Source organism: Aminobacterium sp. UBA4908 (assembly GCF_002398115.1).
GTDB lineage: Bacteria > Synergistota > Synergistia > Synergistales > Aminobacteriaceae > Aminobacterium > Aminobacterium mobile.
Genome location: NZ_DHCG01000002.1, coordinates 446,758 through 465,204, shown reverse-complemented (window position 1 = coordinate 465,204; position 18,447 = coordinate 446,758). Strand labels below are relative to the sequence as shown.

20 protein-coding genes and 1 riboswitch are annotated in these 18,447 nt (G+C 45.8%); of the genes, 17 read left to right on the top strand and 3 right to left on the bottom strand.

What is annotated here, in order from left to right; all coding sequences use genetic code 11:
- Window positions 1-254: 254 nt before the first annotated feature.
- The 11 genes from queD to B4J50_RS03065 all read left to right on the top strand — a co-directional run bounded on the left by queD (window position 255) and on the right by B4J50_RS03065 (window position 9,889).
- Window positions 255-623, top strand: coding sequence for a 6-carboxytetrahydropterin synthase QueD (gene queD, locus B4J50_RS03115; RefSeq protein ID WP_286847396.1), 369 nt, complete (start codon window positions 255-257; stop codon window positions 621-623).
- A complete protein-coding gene (gene folE2 / locus B4J50_RS03110; protein WP_286953923.1) occupies window positions 610-1,389 on the top strand; it encodes a GTP cyclohydrolase FolE2 in 780 nt (259 codons plus the stop codon). The genes queD and folE2 overlap by 14 nt, the downstream gene beginning before the upstream one ends.
- A 39-nt stretch (window positions 1,390-1,428) precedes the next feature.
- Window positions 1,429-2,421, top strand: coding sequence for a 2-hydroxyacid dehydrogenase (locus B4J50_RS03105; protein WP_286847402.1), 993 nt, complete (start codon window positions 1,429-1,431; stop codon window positions 2,419-2,421).
- Window positions 2,411-3,337: an HlyD family efflux transporter periplasmic adaptor subunit gene (locus B4J50_RS03100; RefSeq protein ID WP_286847403.1), complete on the top strand. Its 927-nt coding sequence runs from the start codon at window positions 2,411-2,413 to the stop codon at window positions 3,335-3,337. The genes B4J50_RS03105 and B4J50_RS03100 overlap by 11 nt, the downstream gene beginning before the upstream one ends.
- Window positions 3,331-4,035, top strand: coding sequence for a YggS family pyridoxal phosphate-dependent enzyme (locus B4J50_RS03095; RefSeq protein WP_024821853.1), 705 nt, complete (start codon window positions 3,331-3,333; stop codon window positions 4,033-4,035). The genes B4J50_RS03100 and B4J50_RS03095 overlap by 7 nt, the downstream gene beginning before the upstream one ends.
- 25 nt (window positions 4,036-4,060) lie before the next feature.
- Window positions 4,061-4,465, top strand: coding sequence for a cell division protein SepF (gene sepF / locus B4J50_RS03090; protein WP_024821854.1), 405 nt, complete (start codon window positions 4,061-4,063; stop codon window positions 4,463-4,465).
- Window positions 4,458-4,940: a DivIVA domain-containing protein gene (locus B4J50_RS03085; RefSeq protein ID WP_024821855.1), complete on the top strand. Its 483-nt coding sequence runs from the start codon at window positions 4,458-4,460 to the stop codon at window positions 4,938-4,940. The genes sepF and B4J50_RS03085 overlap by 8 nt, the downstream gene beginning before the upstream one ends.
- A 17-nt stretch (window positions 4,941-4,957) precedes the next feature.
- Window positions 4,958-7,024: an ATP-dependent DNA helicase RecG gene (gene recG, locus B4J50_RS03080; RefSeq protein ID WP_286847408.1), complete on the top strand. Its 2,067-nt coding sequence runs from the start codon at window positions 4,958-4,960 to the stop codon at window positions 7,022-7,024.
- The gene (locus B4J50_RS03075; protein WP_286847409.1) at window positions 7,021-7,458 is read left to right on the top strand and encodes a regulatory protein RecX; all 438 of its coding nucleotides are present in this window, start codon (window positions 7,021-7,023) and stop codon (window positions 7,456-7,458) included. The genes recG and B4J50_RS03075 overlap by 4 nt, the downstream gene beginning before the upstream one ends.
- 91 nt (window positions 7,459-7,549) lie before the next feature.
- Window positions 7,550-9,091 carry a ribonuclease Y gene (gene rny / locus B4J50_RS03070; protein WP_286847411.1) on the top strand — a complete coding sequence of 514 codons (1,542 nt, stop codon included), beginning with the start codon at window positions 7,550-7,552 and terminating at the stop codon, window positions 9,089-9,091.
- 12 nt (window positions 9,092-9,103) lie between these two features.
- Entirely contained in the window at window positions 9,104-9,889 is a 786-nt protein-coding gene (locus tag B4J50_RS03065) for a TIGR00282 family metallophosphoesterase (RefSeq protein ID WP_024821859.1), read from the top strand.
- 125 nt (window positions 9,890-10,014) lie between these two features.
- Here B4J50_RS03065 and hypE read toward each other — a convergent pair whose 3' ends face one another.
- From hypE to B4J50_RS03050, 3 genes are read right to left on the bottom strand one after another with little or no spacing between them, the layout of a single operon-like run.
- Window positions 10,015-11,004, bottom strand: coding sequence for a hydrogenase expression/formation protein HypE (hypE, locus tag B4J50_RS03060; protein ID WP_286953922.1), 990 nt, complete (start codon window positions 11,002-11,004; stop codon window positions 10,015-10,017).
- Entirely contained in the window at window positions 10,962-12,098 is a 1,137-nt protein-coding gene (hypD, locus tag B4J50_RS03055) for a hydrogenase formation protein HypD (RefSeq protein ID WP_024821861.1), read from the bottom strand. Before hypD ends, hypE begins: the two co-directional genes overlap by 43 nt.
- Entirely contained in the window at window positions 12,073-12,336 is a 264-nt protein-coding gene (locus B4J50_RS03050) for a HypC/HybG/HupF family hydrogenase formation chaperone (protein WP_245587079.1), read from the bottom strand. Before B4J50_RS03050 ends, hypD begins: the two co-directional genes overlap by 26 nt.
- Before the next feature lie 272 nt (window positions 12,337-12,608).
- Between B4J50_RS03050 and B4J50_RS03045 the strand changes: the two genes are divergently transcribed.
- From B4J50_RS03045 to grdB, 6 genes are all read left to right on the top strand, one after another.
- The gene (locus tag B4J50_RS03045; protein WP_286953921.1) at window positions 12,609-13,946 is read left to right on the top strand and encodes a sodium-dependent transporter; all 1,338 of its coding nucleotides are present in this window, start codon (window positions 12,609-12,611) and stop codon (window positions 13,944-13,946) included.
- A gap of 173 nt (window positions 13,947-14,119) precedes the next feature.
- Window positions 14,120-14,238, top strand: a riboswitch (glycine riboswitch).
- A gap of 97 nt (window positions 14,239-14,335) precedes the next feature.
- On the top strand, window positions 14,336-14,746 hold the full coding sequence (locus B4J50_RS03040; protein WP_286847421.1) for a GrdX family protein: 411 nt from the start codon (window positions 14,336-14,338) through the stop codon (window positions 14,744-14,746).
- Between the two features lie 80 nt (window positions 14,747-14,826).
- The gene (locus B4J50_RS03035) at window positions 14,827-15,144 is read left to right on the top strand and encodes a thioredoxin family protein (RefSeq protein WP_024821865.1); all 318 of its coding nucleotides are present in this window, start codon (window positions 14,827-14,829) and stop codon (window positions 15,142-15,144) included.
- A 28-nt stretch (window positions 15,145-15,172) separates the two neighbouring features.
- Window positions 15,173-16,459 carry a glycine/sarcosine/betaine reductase component B subunit gene (locus tag B4J50_RS03030; RefSeq protein WP_286847424.1) on the top strand — a complete coding sequence of 429 codons (1,287 nt, stop codon included), beginning with the start codon at window positions 15,173-15,175 and terminating at the stop codon, window positions 16,457-16,459.
- A gap of 66 nt (window positions 16,460-16,525) precedes the next feature.
- Window positions 16,526-17,002 (top strand): glycine/sarcosine/betaine reductase complex selenoprotein A, encoded by a 477-nt coding sequence (gene grdA, locus B4J50_RS03025; protein WP_084043865.1) that lies wholly within the window; start codon window positions 16,526-16,528, stop codon window positions 17,000-17,002.
- Window positions 17,003-17,027: 25 nt separating this feature from the next.
- Window positions 17,028-18,335 (top strand): glycine reductase complex selenoprotein B, encoded by a 1,308-nt coding sequence (gene grdB / locus B4J50_RS03020; protein ID WP_286847430.1) that lies wholly within the window; start codon window positions 17,028-17,030, stop codon window positions 18,333-18,335.
- Window positions 18,336-18,447 lie beyond the last annotated feature (112 nt).

The following is an 18,447-nucleotide window of genomic DNA, read 5'->3' as shown; positions in this document are numbered from 1 at the left end:
TCAATAGTTTTTATAAAATTAATGTTTAGAATGCAGATATAGTTGCTAAAAAGATCTTAAAATAGTTTTTTTGCATATATATTGTCGGTCAGAAGCAGTTTTTATGGGGTTTTCTTTGAATGGAGTCGTAAAAAAGAGGGGTAGGATCCTTTCATTCTATATACTTCATTTTTTCGGGAGAGAAGAAACTTTTGGTGTAAAATCAAACAATATATATTTCGTTTTTTGGAAGAATGAAAGGAGATGGAGATGCAATGTTTCTGAAGAAGGAATTCACCTTCGATGCAGCTCATAACTTGGTTCACTATAAAGGGAAGTGCGAGAAGCTCCATGGGCATACATACCGCCTTGTTGTGACTATAGAGGGAACTCCAGATCACGAAGGGATGGTTATAGATTTTTGCGAACTCTCGTCTCTCGTTAAGGAACGAGTGCTTTCCCGTCTCGATCATTCGTATATTAACGATTTTATTCCTCAGCCTACGGCAGAAAATATTGCCTTGTGGGTGTGGAACCAGTTAGAGGAAGCGTTACGCTACCCACATTGTTGTCTTGTTGAGATAGAGGTCTGGGAGACGGCTACCAGTGGCGTTATTCTGAGAAAGGAAGATGTCTATGCGTGATGTGCAGAGCGAGCGAGACTCTCGTCGTATCCCTATCGACCTTGTAGGAATAAGAGATTTATCATACCCTATTGTTGTTTTGGATAGAGAGCAGAAAGAGCAACATACAGTAGCCAATGTTTCTATGGCTGTTTCTCTTCCAGAACATTATAGGGGGACCCATATGAGTCGGTTTATTGAAGTTCTTGAGGAGTTTCAGGGGAAAGTGACTCTTTCTCAAATGGAGCACATTACGGAACACCTTCGACAGACACTTCGTGCCGATCGGGCCGAGATAACTTTCCAGTTCCCTTATTTTATCCGACGCCATGCACCTGTAACGAAAATCCCCAGCTATTCTCGTTATGATGTCATTTTTTGGGCACAGAAAGATTCATCTTTTGATCTTATCACTACTGTTATTGTGCCTGTACAGACCTTGTGCCCCTGTTCGAGGGAAATCTCTGAATTTGGAGCTCATAACCAACGTGCTCGAATTGAAGTAGCGGCGCGTATGAAAAACTTTGTATGGATAGAAGAACTTGTAGAAATTGCTGAAAGGTGCGGTTCTGCGCCTCTCCATTCGTTATTGAAGCGTGAGGATGAAAAGTATGTAACCGAACAAGCGTACCAGAATGCAAAGTTTGTAGAGGATGTTCTTCGTGATACAGCGTTGGAACTAGAGGCAGAGTCTCGAATTTCTTGGTATCGGGTACGAGTGGTGAGCTCTGAAAGCATTCATAATCACGATGCTTTCGCTGAACTGGAGAGACATGTATCAGGCTAAACACCCCCTATGCTAAAGGGAGAAGAGAGGAAGATTCCGATGCATATACTCTTTGCTGGGAAATCATTTTTACGATTATGGGATCTTTTGCTCCCAGCCTTTCAGGGACATGAGATGGATGTGGCAGATGATTTGGATCTGAAAGACAAGCTTCCGTGGGCGGATGTCCTCATTATTCGTCCTATGAGTGTAACGTACGAGCTTCTCAGTAAGGCTCCCCGTTTAAAAATGGTACAGCAGTGGGGAGTGGGAGTGGAGGGGCTTGATATAGAAGCATGTACCAAGTTAGGAATTTTTGCGTGTAATATTCCTTCCAGGGGGACTGGCAATGCGGAAGGGGTGGCGGAAATAGCCTTACTCCATATGATGCTTTTAGCGAGGAGATATGCTCGGTCCCAGGAAAAAATATCGGAAGGGAAAATCTTTACTCCTCCAGGTATAACTCTTTGGGGAAAGAGGTCATGTGTCGTAGGACTGGGGAATTTAGGGCACTGTGTAGTGGAACGTCTTATAGCTTTGGGAATGTCTGTGGTGGGGGTTAACCGAACGTATCGTCCTGAGTTTCGAGAGTGGGGAATTGAAAGTTTCTACCCTCTAGCGGAAATGGAAAAAGCCCTTCCCGGATGTCATTTTGTAGTGGTAACCCTAGGGCTGACTTCAGAAACGCAAAATAGTATAGCTGAACCTTTCTTTTACGCCATGGACCGCAATGCTTTTTTTATTAATGTGGCTCGTGGGGGATTAGTTATACGAGAGGCCTTCGAGAAGGCTATAGAGGAAGAATGGATTGCAGGGGCAGGGTTAGATGTGTTTTGGACAGAACCTCCGTTAGTGACTGACCCTATCCTTCATCATCCACGCATTACCGTCACTCCCCATATAGGCGGGGTAACTGATGCCTCCTTGAAGGGGGCTTTACATTTTGTTGCGGGGAATGTGGAAAAACTAACGAAAGGAGAGATTCCGCTCTCCTGCCTTAACAGAGAGACATTTCTTACAAAAGAGGGCGTAGCTGAGACAGATGAATTATAGTAGCAAACGCAAGGTGGTCGTTTATACTGTTTTTGTGCTCTGTGCGTTAGCGGGCGCTGTATGGTTGTATGGCCTTTGGTGGCACTACTATCTCGTAACTCATCCGAGAATAGCTCAGGCGGTGCCTTACTCCTATGAAGAAGAGCTCCCTTTCCCGGGGATTCTTTTGTGGAATGAATTCATTCTCACATCACCGTCCCACGGCCGTCTTCAATATGCTGTGGAAGGATACGGTGGAAGGGTCGCTCAGGGGGATAAAATAGCTATTTTAGAAAATAATGGCTCTCAACAAATACTTCGAGCACCGCAGACAGGTTATTTTATTCCTGGGCTTGATGGATTGGAAGGGCAGGTTTGTTATCCAAACGTTTGGCCCGGGATAGAAAAAATCCCGAATACGCCGGAACTCTCTCTCTTTCCACAAGGAAAAACAGTATCAAAAGGAGATCCCATAGGGAAATTTCTTCCCATGCCTCAAGATCTTCGGATTGTAGGTTATGCTGATATGACTCCAGCACTTGAAAGGAGGATAGATAGGGGAAATGTCCTTTTAAGACGAGATAAGAATACATCTTTATATCAGGGCGAGGTTAGAGTGGCGAAAAAGCTAGGATATCGGTGCAAACTCTACCTTACTCTCCCTTTTTTCCCTATTAATATTGTTAAAAAACGGTCTGTATCGTATCTTATCTCTACAGAAAGCTATGTAGGTGTGGCAGTTCCCCAGTCGTCTATAATTTCCAGAGAGGGGAAGCTGGGAGTTTTTTTGGTGGAAGGAAATTATGTTCGATTCAAGGAAGTGAAAGGATTCCCTCTTTCGGATCATTCTTTTTTTATTTCTGATGGTCTTCAGCCGGGCAATATTATTTTGCTTCGAGCAGATCACGCTAGGGAGGGCAGAATAGAGTTATGGTAGAGCAGGATATTCAAAAAAACATAGAATCTATACGAATTAAAATTGAAGAAAGTGCTCGCTTAAGCGGGCGGAGCGGAAAAGATGTTACATTAATAGCAGTAACGAAAACACGTTCAGTAGAAGAGATGGTCTTTGCCATACAGCACGGGGGAATCTCGGCTATTGGAGAAAATAGGGTTCAAGAAGCCTTGGAAAAGAAAAAGCAGTGGCCAGAAGATGTTGAAGTAGAGTGGCATCTTATCGGTCATTTACAGAGAAATAAAGCTCGTAAAGCCTTGGAATCTTTTCATATGATTCAATCTGTAGATTCCATTTCTCTTGCGGATACATTACAACGTATCTGTTCTGAAGAGAATAGAAGCATCCCCATTTTGCTGGAAGTGAACACATCTGGGGAAGAGTCAAAACATGGCGTAGCACCAGAACAGGCAGAAACTCTGCTTGAACATGTTCAAGAGACGTGCCCTCTACTCTCTTTAAAGGGATTTATGACAGTTGGTCCACTTACTGAAGATGAAATGTCAATACGGAAAGCCTTCGCTTCTTTACGGGAACTTCGTGATCGCTTGGAAGTTTCAAGTGGTCTTCCTTTACAGGAACTTTCTATGGGAATGAGCGGAGATTTTGGGTGGGCTATAGAGGAAGGAAGTACCATGGTTCGCGTTGGGTCGGCTATTTTCGGGGCCCGATCGTATTGATCCTCTTATATGTGGAGGTGGTTGAATGTTCGAGCGCCTCATGGCGATACTCGGTCTTGCTGAATATGATTACGATGAAGAGGGAATGACCGGATCGCCAGACAGTCCTTCGGTTCAAGCCGAAGAGGATTTGGAGGAACGGCAGAGCAGGGTGTTAAAAACTCCTCCTGTCCAGGCTCAAGTGGTTTTATGTCGGGGGAATCTTTGTCTTGATCGCAGAGAAGAGCTGGGAGAGGCCCTTCATAAAGGGCAAATGGTTATCGTTGACCTCAGAAACATGGATCGCGATGTAGGGCAGAGCGTATTGGATTTTCTTTGTGGAGTAGCTTTTGCTATGCGTGGTGACGTGGCGAGAATATCTCCAGGAGTCTTTGTCGCCTCTCCACGAAAAGGGATTGTAGAGGAATGGAAGGAGGAACACCGTGCCTGAGCTTATAACGGCGCTGGATGTAGAAAGTAAAACCTTTTCCAGAGCATTGAGGGGATATGATCCTGATCAGGTAGACGACTTCCTTGACCAGATAGTAGAAACACTTCGCCTTATGGCTGAAAAAACGACTGATCTGGAAAGGGATATTCAGCGTTTGGAAGACCAACTCAAAGACTATAACAACTTGAAAGACACGTTACAGGAGACGCTCCTCATGGCTCAACGAAGCGCTGAGGTGAAAACAGAAGCTGCCAAACAGGAAGCTGATGCCATTATCTCTGAGGCACGGGCTAAAGGGGAACGTATTGTTTTTGAAGCTATGAACCAGCGTGATGCTTTTAGGCGAGATGCTCTCAGACTTCAGGAAATGAAGCGTACTTTCAAAAGCGACATGGCTGCATTGCTCTCTAAATACACCTCTATGCTCGAAACGCTGCATGAAGAGGAGACTCTTGAGGAGCGCCAGCCAGAGTGAGGGAAAAAGATTCCTCAGTGTCTGTACGTTTCGTTAAAGGAGTGGGAGCTGTACGGGAGAGGCTCTTGAACCGCCTTAATATCAGGACGGTCCAGGATTTGTTGCTCTATTTCCCTCGCCGATATGAAGACAGGCGGGGCCTGACTCCTCTGAACAGCTTAGAGCCTGGCTCCACAGTATCTTTAATAGTCCGGCTTGTGACCATGGAAAAACATCGAACGTTGCGGGCAGGATTAACTCTTACTCGTGCCCTTTTTACAGATGGTCGGGATTTTGTACATGCAGTATGGTTTAATCGGAGAGGGTTAGAACGAATTCTGACACCAGGGAAGGAAGTCGCCTTGTATGGCCTGGTGGAGCGTCGTTATGGGCAAATGCAGGTGACGAATCCTGAATTTGAGGTGTTAGACGAGGGGGAAGATCCAGATTCTGTAGGGCATATAGTGCCAGTGTACCCTCTTACGTTGGGATTGCAACAGCGCTGGTTCAGGAAACTAGTCCGATCCTGTCTTGAGGCAGAAGAATTTCGCCCTGCAGAGCATTTGCCGGCTCATATCTGCTCAAAGTACAATTTTCCACCTCTTTCTGATGCTGTCTCTGAGATGCATTATCCTAGTGCAGGGGCTCCCTGGAAAGCAGCACGGGATCGCTTGGCTTTCGACGAGTTTTTTACTCTTCAAGTAGGCTTAGCTCTTCGCCGTGGGGAACGATCCCGGTTGGCGGAGAAAGCACCTCTGTTGCCTCGTGAGGGTGAGTTAAAGAAGCGTTTCCTGTCAGACGTTATTCCCTACCCCTTAACGTCCGCTCAAAGGAGGGTGGTGGGGGAGATTTCCAGCGATCTCGCTCAGGAGATACCTATGCATCGACTCCTTCAAGGCGATGTGGGGTCGGGGAAAACTGTAATAGCAGTTTTAGCCCTGCTCCAAGCTGTGGAGGGAGGGTTTCAGGGAGCTTTTATGGCCCCTACCGAAATATTAGCTCAGCAACATTTCTATAGGTTGTCTTCGTACCTAACTCCCTTAGGCGTATCAGTCGAGCTCTTGGTAGGCTCTCTTTCTTCACGGGATCGGCAGGATGCTTTACAAAGAATAGAAAGAGGAGAAGCCCATGTTGTTGTTGGAACCCACGCGCTCTTTTCCGATCCAGTCTCTTTTCATAAATTGGCATTAGCGGTTATAGATGAACAACATCGTTTTGGCGTCTTACAGAAAAACGCTCTTAGAAACAAAGGGACACAGGAAGGACAAGCTCCTCATGTATTGGTTATGACGGCTACTCCGATCCCTAGAACTCTCACGCTTTCAGTATATGGGGATCTCACAGTATCTATTATCGATGAGATGCCCCCTGGCCGCCTCCCCACGAAGACATGGTGGCTTCGTAAAAAAGAGACCCATCGACTTTGGCCCTTTCTCAGGGAGCGACACAGTGAAGGGGAGAAAATGTATTGGGTCTGTCCGTTGATAGAAGAGAGCGAATCTTTAGCCGTTGCCTCTGCTACAGAACGATACGAGCAGATATGTTCCATCTTCCCTGATATAAGAGCAGGGTTGCTTCATGGCCAACTTCCTCAAGAGGAAAAAGAGGCTACAATGAGGAAGTTTACTGCTGGTGAAATCGATCTTCTTGTGGCTACCACTGTGATTGAAGTGGGGGTTGACGTTTCTGAGGCTACTGTTATGGTTGTTGAGGACGCTCATCGTTTTGGCCTTTCTCAGCTTCATCAGCTTCGGGGCAGAGTTGGACGTGATGGACGGCAAGGATATTGCATTCTCTTGGGAGATCCCACAACAAGAGGAGGCGTACAGCGTTTAAAGGTAATGTGTGCTACCACTGATGGATTTAAAATAGCCGAAGCAGATTTGAAACTTCGTGGTCCAGGAGAAGTTTGTGGGGTTCGACAACATGGAATTACTGATTTCAGAGTAGCCGATTTGTTGAAAGACCGTGCTTTGCTTGAATTGGCTCGTAGAGAAGCTTTTGATTTGGTAGCAGAGGATCCCTACCTTTCTCAAGAGCCTGAACTTTATTCTCATGTCCTTCAGACAGTAGGGAAATATTTGGATTTGGCGGGTATCGCATGATAGTGTTGTATAATTTTGAAAGATATGTTCTCCGACTATTGGCGCGGGGGGCGTATACATGTTGGCAGATTCGAGATAAACTCATGAAGAAAGGAGCTACAGAAGACGTAGCTCAGCAACTTGTGGAAAAATATACAGAACTTGGCTTTTTGGATGATGAGGCCTATAGTATTCTTTTCATAGCATCTCATACCAGTTGGGGAGATAGAAAGTTACACGATGAACTCCATAGGCGAGGAGTCCATCGTGATTTAATTTTGAAAGTGCTGGAGGAAGCGGAACCCGACGAAGAAAGCCGGGCTTGCAGCTTGGTAATAGAATGGAGTTCTCAGGGTATAGTCTCTGAAAAAATACGAGGAAGGCTGATTCGGAGAGGTTTTTCTCTTCATTCCGTTAGAAAAGCTTTGGAAAGGACTTGTGAGCCCTTCTATTGACCTGTAAAATATAATCCTCAGCACGACGTGTGCGGTCTTAAAAATCTAGTGACAGCACCTTGAAAATAAAATGAGGAGTGATAGGCCAATTATGCAAATTATGACTGCAATTTTAGGAATAGCTGCAGGCCTGGCTGCTGGTGTTGCGGCTGGGTTTATGCTTTCGAAAACTATTGGAGCAAAACACCTTGAAAATGCTAAACTTCAGGCGGAAGCGCTCTTAAAAGAGGCTTTACAAGAAGGAGAACAGCGGAAGCGTGAAAAATTGACGGAAGCGAGAGAAGAGGCTTATCGGCTCCGTCAGGAAGTGGAAAGGGAAAATAAGGATCGTCGAGCCGAGTTACAGCGGGCGGAGCGGCGCCTTGAGCAGAAAGAGGAGAATCTCGATAAAAAAATTGATCGGGTTTCTCACAAGGAAGAAGAGCTTCGGCTTCGCCGAGAGGATCTTGAAAAAAAGATAGCTGAACTTGATACCTTGAGACAGGAACAGGTCGTTCGTCTGGAAGAGATTGCACAAATGTCTCAGGAAGAGGCGCGAGAGATATTGTTGACCCAGACTGAAGATAACATGCAGCACGATCTCGGTATGTTAGTAAAGGACCTTGAAGAGAGGGCTCGACGAGACGCAGAAAAGAAAGCCAAAGAGATTATTGTTACGGCAGTTCAGCGATGTTCTGTAGATCAGACCTCTGAAGTGGCTGTAAGTGTTGTGCCCCTGCCTTCCGACGAGATGAAAGGACGTATTATTGGCCGTGAAGGGCGTAACATTCGTTCTTTCGAGACGTTAACAGGCGTAGATCTTATTGTTGATGATACTCCTGAGGCTGTGACGTTGAGCAGTTTTGACCCTGTACGCAGAGAAGTTGCCCGTCTCTCTTTGGAACGGCTTGTGGCTGATGGCAGAATTCATCCAGCCCGTATTGAAGAGCTGGTAGAGAAGGCCACAAAAGATGTGGAAGAGCAGATTCTGGAGGCTGGCGAAACAGCCCTTCTCGAAACAGGAGTTAAGAATATGCACGATGATCTTATACATCTTATTGGGCAGTTGAAATACCGCTATAGTTACGGGCAAAATGCATTGCAGCATAGCTTGGAGGTCGCTCATTTGGCGGGTATCATGGCGGCAGAGCTTGGTTTTGATGAGGAATTGGCTCGTCGTGCAGGATTGCTTCATGATATAGGAAAGGCTGTGGACCACCAGGTAGAAGGGCCTCACGCTCTGATCGGTGCTGACATAGCCAAGCGTTACAATGAGGCTCCAGAAGTGGTTAACGCTATAGCGGCCCACCATGAAGATGTGGAACAGAATACTGTATATGATGTTATTATCGCTGCTGCTGACGCTGTAAGCGCTTCTCGTCCCGGAGCACGAAGAGAAAGTCTCGATGCGTATATTAAGCGACTTGAAAAACTAGAGGAAGTTGCCAAGTCCTTTAAAGGGGTCAGCAAAGCTTTCGCTATTCAGGCTGGGCGCGAAGTACGCGTTGTGGTCTCTCCGAATGTAACAGATGAGGGTGTAGTCTATAAATTAGCCTACGATATTGCCCGAAAAATAGAAGAAGAAATGAAATATCCAGGGCAAATCAAAGTGACCGTTACGCGAGAAATACGAGCTACAGAATATGCAAAGTAGGCTATAAAAGTTATGAGAATACTATTTATAGGAGACATAGTAGGACGCCCAGGTCGAAAGACCTTGTCAATTTTGTTACCCCAACTGAAAAAAGAGTTTGCGAAAATTGATTTTATTATTGTGAATGGAGAGAATGCTGCGGCAGGAAAAGGTCTGACAGAAAAGATAATGAATGATCTTTTTGATATGGGAGTCGATGGGATTACCTCGGGGAACCATATATGGGATCGTTCAGACTTCTATTCTGTTCTGGATGAAGAAATTCGGGTAGTACGACCTGCCAACTATCCCCCGGGATGTCCCGGACAAGGGGTTAGTGTGCTATCTAAAAATGGGAAGAGATTAGCTCTCTTAAACCTCCAGGGGAGGGTTTTTATGCCCGATCTGGATTGTCCATTTCGCAAGGCTGATGAAATTCTAGAAGAGCTGAATGGAGTTCCTGTCCTTGTAGATTTTCATGCAGAGGCTACTTCTGAGAAGAGAGTTTTGGGTTTCTATCTAGATGGGAGAGTTTCAGCTTTCCTCGGAACCCACACTCATGTTCAGACTGCAGATGAAGAAATTTTACCCGATGGAACAGCTTATATATCGGATGTGGGTATGACAGGTGCTCACCGAAGTGCTATCGGAATGACTCTTGAAAGCGTTCTTCCTCGTTTCTTGACAGCGCTTCCCTCTCGATTCCAGGTGGCGGAGGATGATCTTCGTCTCTGCGCTGTGCTTATTGATGTGGAAGAAGAAACAGGAAAAGCTCTTTCTATACAGAGAATCATGAGATTTCTGCCAAAAGAAGACTAAGTATAGGTTCAATATGTGTAAGTAAAAGAGACCATCCCAAAAAATCGGGATGGCCTCTTTTTTATTGTACGTATGAAATTCTCAATTATTTTTATGAAACGCCTCTTTTTGCTGGCATTGCGAAATCAACAAATGCGGGGGAGCATCTCCCCTACAGGCATGTCGACAACACGCATCCCGCCTATCTCTGTTATGAGAGCCACCATCCCCGGGTGCTCCTCTGTAACCGTTCCTATAAGGGATGCCTCTTTGCAGAGAGGATGGGCATGCAATTGCCTCAAAATGTCTTGAGTCTGAGAAGGATCCACGGCTATGGCTGCACATCCTTCACAAGCGAGATAGAGAGGATCAAAACCTAAAATATCACAGACAGACTGCACTGTTTCCCGGATAGGGATGTTTTTTTCTACAAGCTCAATCCCTATCTTTCGACCTTCCGCCCATTCGCACATAACAGTGCCAAGACCACCTCGAGTGCAATCTCGCATACATCGAAGCCCCTCTATGTCCAGGAGGGGTTCCAGCATATTCCATAAAGGAGCGCAATCACTCTCAAGCCCCTCTGGCGTCAAATCAAAACGACTCGCACCGATTGTTGCGCCATGTCGGCCGATAGAGGTGGAAACAATAATGCTATCCCCTGGCTTAAGGCGATCCATTCCCAGCGGGTAGGAAGTAACTCGTTCTCCTACAGCACAAGTAGTAATGAAAAGCCCTTCTACGTGTCCTTTCGGGACAACTTTTGTATCCCCCGCTACGAGCTTGATATCAAGATGATGACAAATATGGGCGGCACTTTCCATGTATCGCGCAAGTTCTGATATAGGAAGCCCCTCTTCTGCCACTACGCTCATGGCGATGAATTGGGGACGAACGCCTCGAACGGCTAAATCGTTTGCACTGCCGCATATGGCCAATTCCCCAATATCCCCCCCTGGAAACTCACGAGGAGACACGGTGAAACTATCTATAGTTATGCCATATTTTCCCCACACTAACGCACAATCCTCAAGCTCGGGAACTGTATCCTTAGAGGAGAATGCACCGAGAATAGCTTCTATTAGGTTTTGAGTTAAGCGTCCTCCGCTTCCGTGGCCAAGGGTAATTTTTTCCAAGAAGATACACCTCTTCTATTATATTTATAGTATGCAGAACATGAACCTTCGCTAGAAACCATACAAGGCCCTATCGGCGTCATGGGTGTGCATTGAGCAGCGAAAAGGGGACATTGGCTGGGTACTAAATGTCCGGACAGAATATCTCCACATCGACAGCCGTGAGGCGGTGGAGGAGTTGGTATAGTGAGTTCCAGTTTGGGAATAGCGTCAAAGAATGAATATGAGTCTTTTAATTGATACCCCGACTGGGGGATGACACCCAGCCCTCTCCAGGATGCAGAGCATGATTGGAACACAGAATCAAGGAGGTTCAGGGCTTTGAGGTTCCCCTCGGGTCTCACTGCTCGGGGATATAAAGAGTGGAGGGCCGCTGTGCAAGATGTCCTCTGAAAAGTAAGATCCGCTATAGCTAAAAGAATATCCATAGGTTCAAAGCCGGCAATAGCACAGGGGATGCCATACTCTTTTGATATAAATCTGTAGCCGGAATGGCCCAGAATAACGCTCACATGTCCAGGAAGGATAAAACCATCAATCTGTAAGACGGGGTCTTGTACAAGTTGCTTTAATACCGGCGGGGTTTTTTTATGGAAACAGAGAATAGAAAAGTTCCGCACCCTTTCCTTTGCTGCTTCCAGAATTGTAGCAGCTGTGGCAGGAGCTGTTGTTTCGAAACCGACAGCTAAAAAAACAACCTCTTTTTTAGGATGTTCCTTTGCGAGGTTTAGCGCTTGAGCTGCACTGGTGACTACTTGCACCTCGCGACCTTCGCTCTTTTTCCCTGCTAGGGAACCGTGAGTTCCTGGGACCCGAAGCATATCTCCATATGTAGCGATCATAATACTAGGAGTATCAAGAAGATCTATAGCGCAATCAATTTCGCCCTGATCTGTTACGCAAACTGGGCACCCAGGTCCTGACAGAAGAGAGATATTTGGAGGGAGGAGAGAGCGGATCCCCGAACGAAAAATGGAAACAGTATGAGTTCCACAAACCTCCATGAAAGTCAGCGGTTCCGAAGCCCTTTGAGAAATAGCTTCTATTATCGTGCGGGAAGATTTCATATTAGGCTTCAAGATCTTGGCCTGCATAGCGATAGATCTCATCCCAAAGAATTTGTAACTCTGCTGATTCGTTAGGCTCCAATTTCTCTATGGCAAAACCGGCATGCACAAGCACCGTATCCCCTATTACGACAGACTCTAACAAATCCGTTCGTATTTCAACCTGAACAGATCCTGCCATAGCTATGGCCCGATGTTCATCGAGAAGAGTTTTTATCTGATGAGGAACAGCCAGACACATCTTGTCAACCACCCCTTTCCCCATGCCATTTTACTCTATATTATCCTTCCTGCAACGGATAGTGAAAAAGCATTTTTACTACATTTGATTTTCAATGAAGAACTACAAAATCAAAATACATGGTGTATAATTGCAATACATTCAAGTAAAGATTGAATAATGTCAATCTTGATCTTTTTATTACAGAGCTCTGCGGTGCATGGCTTTGAAGGAGGTGGGAGAGTTACCGCATGAGGGTGATGGAATGACGGAGTGAGCTTTGGAGTAAAAATAAGTAAAGGGGGGTTTTACAGAAGATGAGTAGTAATGGAGAAAGAGAACAGTGGGGAAGTAAAATAGGATTCATTTTAGCTGCCGCCGGATCAGCCATAGGTCTGGGCAATATATGGAGATTCCCCTACATTACAGGACAAAATGGAGGAGGAGCTTTTGTCGTAGTTTATGTTGCCATTGTATTTATCATAGGCTTTTCAGTAATGCTTGCGGAGATAGCTATAGGACGCCGGGCCCAACTCAATGCTGTGGGATCCTTCAAGAAATTGAAAGGCGGGGCATGGTCTATTGTGGGATGGATGGGCGTTGCAGCAGGGTTTATTATTCTCTCTTACTATGGAGTTATCGGTGGTTGGACTATTAAGTATATTATAAGTTCATGGACAGGCCTCATGGAGGCTGGAGCTGCTGGAAAAGCAGGCGACGTTTTTGGCGGATTTGTTTCAAATACCTTCCAGGTAGTGCTTTATCAAGCTCTTTTTATGCTTGCTACTATTTGGGTTGTTTATCGAGGGATAGGGGAAGGTATTGAAAAATACTGCAAAATTCTTATGCCGGCGCTTTTTGTCATTCTCTTAGTTTTGATTGTCAGATCATTGACCCTTGATGGGGCTGGCAAGGGAGTGGAGTTTTATTTAAAGCCAGATTTGTCTAAGATAACGGGCGATACAGTTTTGGCTGCTCTCGGACAAGCCTTCTTCTCTTTGTCATTAGGAATGGGATGTATGATTACATATGGAAGCTACTTGAACAAGGAAACAACTATACCTAGTGCTGTTGTTCAAATTTGCTTCCTTGACACCATGGTGGCGCTCCTCGCGGGACTTGTTATATTCCCAGCGGCCTTTGCTTTTGGAGTTGAAGCCGGAGCCGGAGCGGGCCTGACATTCGTAACTCTTCCTTCTGTCTTCGCGAAGATGCCAGGAGGTCCCCTATGGTCATCTCTTTTCTTTATTCTTGTTTTCATAGCGGCCCTCACATCGGCCATCTCCCTTTTGGAAGTAGTTGCGGCCTACTTTATTGATGAAATGAACTGGGGACGACCGAAGGCGGCTTGGCTTATGGGGTTGGCTATATTCCTTCTGGGAATTCCGTCAGCTTATTCACTCACGGGGAATTTGAAGATAGCAGGGAAAGATTTTCTTGATGCGGCGGATTTTCTTGCCTCTAATATTTTATTGCCCCTTGGCGGTCTCTTTATCGCGCTCTTTGTGGGATGGATTTGGACGGAGGGGGCGAGAAAAGAAGTTAGCAACGATGGGACCTATCATTTTAGTATTATGGAAGCTTGGATATGGGTTTGTCGTACAATAGCTCCTATCGCTATTGCTATTATTTTCTGGCAGGGGCTGAGGTGGTAATGGGGAGAAGTAATTGCTCCAATTGATAGAGAAAAAGTGAATTTGTGCAGTTATAATAAGGTAGGGGAATTCCCCTACCTTATGTATACTTTAGCAAATATGAGAAAAGTTTTGCTTTTCACAAGTCCCTTGACTATCATTTTATATAGTGTAAAATCGTAACGGATTACCGGATGAAAGCTACAAGAGAGACCTTTTTACTCTAGAGGTAGAGGGGCGCCGAAGGGGCAATGTTTTTGGGCTTGGTCGCTCAGAGACGGAAACTCTCAGGCTCAAGGATTGTGGCTGGACGGGGCTCTGGAATGATTAGCCGCCCTTACTTTTCGATAGATTTGGGGCTATGCGACAGAGAATTTCCCACCTATATTTATATAGGAGGCACGAAGTATATGAGTCGCAAGCTCCTCGTTTCCAATAATGCAGGTTTTAAGAAGAACGTTCCTGATCTTGAGTTTGTGAAAGGTTCTTCATTTGATGTTCTGGTTCGTGTTCGAGATTACGTTCATCAAGGATGGGCTCTGTTGACTCATCCCTTATATGGTAATCTGCGTCCTTATCAGCACCCTTTCCGTTCTATAGTTATACAATCGCCCGTGAAAGAAATGGAAAAGTTTCCTATTGATGCATATTCTTTGAATTTGATTGAGAATGCTCTTTCAGTTTATCGATCTTGTTTAGACAGGCTTATGCTCGTTTCTTCTTTGTCCGATGAAATGCTCGAAGATTATTCTTGCATAGACCGGGAACTTTTAAAAGAAAGTCTTGAAAAGTACTCAATGATTATCTCTGTTGGGGAATAAACAGGGATAAATGGGGTTTGTGTTGTCGTGGTAGGGGCTCTATGCCTACGTTTTTCTGAAGGGAGGTGAAGTTTATGGCAATGGTTGAGCTAACCAAAGAAAACTTTGATGCAGAAGTGAAGGAGAGCAGCCTTCCGGTGCTGGTCGACTTCTGGGGACCCAAGTGTGGCCCCTGTATGGCCCTTCTTCCTAACGTGCATAAGATGGCGGAGGAGTACGAAGGAAAAGTAAAATTCTGTTCCGTCGACGTTTCTCAGAATCGTCGCGTAGCCATCAATAATAGAGTGATGGGGTTGCCTACGTTTCTCTTCTGGAAAGAAGGGAAGGAAGTGGCGCGGATTAGCGGTGCCGATGTAACTCTTGAGGCAATCAAAGAGAATGTAGAAAAATTGTTGTAGGAGAATCCGTGAAAAGGGGGGGAGTCTTTTGAAGTTAGAACTCCATAACGTCAAGGTTAATAAAGTCGCTTGGGGCGATAAGACGACAGTAAAAGACGGCGTTCTCTATGTTAATAAGGAAGAGCTTATAGCTAAGCTTTCTGATGATGAACGTCTTGTCAAAATTGATGTCGATCTTGCTATGCCCGGCGAAAGCGTTCGCATTCTTCCAGTGAAGGATGTAGTTCAGCCCAGATGCAAACTTGAGGGCAAAAATGAAGTGTTTCCCGGATTTATCGGTGACGTGGACACAGTAGGAGAGGGAAAAACCCTTGTCCTGAACGGTGCAGCTGTCGTCACCACAGGGAAAATTGTTCGCTTCCAGGAAGGTATCATCGATATGATGGGTCCTGGAGCAGACTATACTCCATATTCGAAAACAAATAACGTAGTTCTTGTTCTTGACCCTGTTGAAGGGCTTGAGAAACACGATCACGAGGCTGCTTGCCGTTTGGCTGGCCTTAAGGCCGCTGCCTATTTGGCTCAGTCCTGCAAAGATGTGAAGGCCGATGAAGTAGAAGCCTTTGAACTTCCTTCTTTCAATGAAGCTATGAAGGCCTACCCCGAGCTGCCCAAAGTTGCGTACCTCTATATGCTTCAGTCTCAGGGACTTCTGCACGATACCTATGTGTACGGTGTTGATGCTAAAAAAATCCTGCCGACGTTCATTAATCCTACTGAAGTTTTTGATGGTGCTATTATTTCAGGAAACTGTGTTTCTGCCTGTGATAAGAACAATACTTACGCCCATCTGAATAACCCTGTGATCAAGGCTATGTTTGATCGTCATGGTAAGGACTTCAACTTTATCGGTTGCATCATTACCAACGAAAACGTAACCCTTGGAGATAAGAAACGTAGCTCTTCCTATGCAATTAATCTTGCCAAGACTCTTGGCGTAGACGGCATTCTTATTTCCGAAGAAGGGTTCGGTAACCCCGACGCTGACCTTATCATGAACTGCTGGAAGGCTGAGCAATCTGGCATTAAAACAACTCTTCTTACCGACGAGTATGCGGGCCAGGATGGCGCAAGCCAGTCTCTTGCCGACTCCTGCAAAGAGGCAGATGCCTGTGTTACCGCAGGAAATGCCAATGAAGTCATTGTGCTGCCCCCAATGAAAAAGGTTATCGGCCATCCCGAAGAAGCCAATATCATTGCTGGCGGTTGGCAGGGTTCTCTCGCTGAAGATGGCACTATCACCGTCGAACTTCAGGCGATTTTGGGTGCTACAAGCGAGCTTGGTTACACTAAACTTGGCGCTTATACCATCTAGTTCGTGTAGGAAATCTATTCTTATTTGAATAATTAAAAAAAGAAATATAAGAAGGAGGTGCGAAGCATGGGTAAGTTGGCTGGTAAGAAAGTTCTTTTCCTCGGCGAGCGCGATGGCGTTCCCGGACCTGCCATGGAGGCATGCTTCAAAGATAGCGGCGCTGAGGTCGTATTCTCAGTGACCGAGTGTTTCGTCTGAACGGCTGCAGGTGCCATGGACTTGCAGAATCAGCAGCGCATTAAAGATGCTGCTGAGAAGTTCGGTGCCGAAAACGTTGTGGTCATTCTTGGTTCTTCCGATGCGGAAGGTGCCGAGATTTACGCAGAGACCGTAACGAACGGAGATCCGACGTATGCAGGTCCTTTGGCTGGAGTTCCGTTGGGACTCGCAGTATATCATGTATTCGAGCCAGAAATTCGTGAGGAAGCCGATCAGGCTGCCTGGGAAGAGCAGATTAGCATGATGGAAATGGTTCTTGATCCTGAGGCCCTTTCCGCTGCTGTGAAATCTATGCGAGAAGAGTACAGCAAATATACGCTGTAATCCTTAAAAGAAAGGAGGGGGACATATGACTTACCGTGTCGTTCATTATATAAACCAGTTCTTCGCTGGTATTGGCGGTGAGGACAAGGCTGATTACAAACCCGAACTTCGTGAAGAAGTAGTTGGTCCTGGTATGGCCCTGAAGGCTGCTTTCAAAGGAGAAGCCGAGATTGTAGCCACCGTTATCTGCGGAGATACATATTTTGCTTCCAATATGGAAGAAGCAACAAAAACGATCCTTGATATGGTGAAAAAATGCAAGGCTGATGCATTTGTAGCTGGTCCTGCATTTAATGCTGGTCGTTATGGTACAGCATGTGGCGCCATTTGCTCCGCCGTATCGAAGGAGCTTGGTATTCCTGTAGTTTCTGCTATGTACCCAGAGAACCCGGGTGTAGAGATGTACAGAAAGAACCTCTTCATTGTTGAAGCAGCTGATAGTGCCAGAGGTATGGGTAAAGCTGTTCCGGCAATGGCTGCTCTTATCCTTAAGCAGCTTAAGGGTGAGAAGATTGGTTTGCCTTCCGAGGAAGGGTACATTGAGCGCGGAGTTCGTGTAAACAAGTTTTACGATAAATTGGCAGCTGAGAGAGCTGTGGATATGTTTGTGTCAAAGCTTCATGGGAAACCTTTTACCACTGAGTATCCTATGCCTGTCTTTGACCGCGTTCCACCCCATGCAGCTGTTAAAGATCTTAAAAATGCAACAATAGCCGTTGTCACATCCGGCGGTATTTGCCCCAAAGGGAACCCCGATCACATCGAGGCTTCCAGTGCAAGCAAGTACGGCGAATATGACATCACCGGCGTAAATGATCTGACTGCCGACAGCTATTGCACAGCTCACGGCGGATATGATGCAACCTATGCCGATGCAGACGCTGACCGTGTTCTTCCGGTTGACGTTTTGAGAGAGATGGAAAAAGAAGGAGTCTTTAAAAAACTCCACAATAAGTTTTACACCACCGTTGGTAACGGAACTGCTGTTGCCAGCGCCAAGCGTTTCGGTGCCGAGATTGCCCAGAAACTTAAAAAAGACGGCGTCGATGCGGTGATCCTCACATCTACCTGAGGAACCTGTACTCGTTGCGGTGCAACGATGGTAAAAGAAATAGAAAGAGCAGGTTTCCCGGTAGTTCATATCTGCACAATTGTTCCTATTTCCCTTACAGTAGGTGCTAACAGAATCGTTCCAGCCATCGCTATTCCTCACCCACTTGGTGATCCCACCAAGCCGTTTGCGGAAGAGAAGGCTCTTCGCCGGCGTTTGGTAGAGAAGGCTCTGAAGGCTCTTCAGACAGAAATCGAGGATCAGACGGTCTTTACAGACTAGTTGCTTCGAAGAGAGGGCCCAGGGAAGTTCCTGGGCCCCCTCTTCTACTTTTATTTGACTGAAAGCAGATTGTATAGAGCAAGAAATAACGAAAAACAAAGACAGAGAGAAT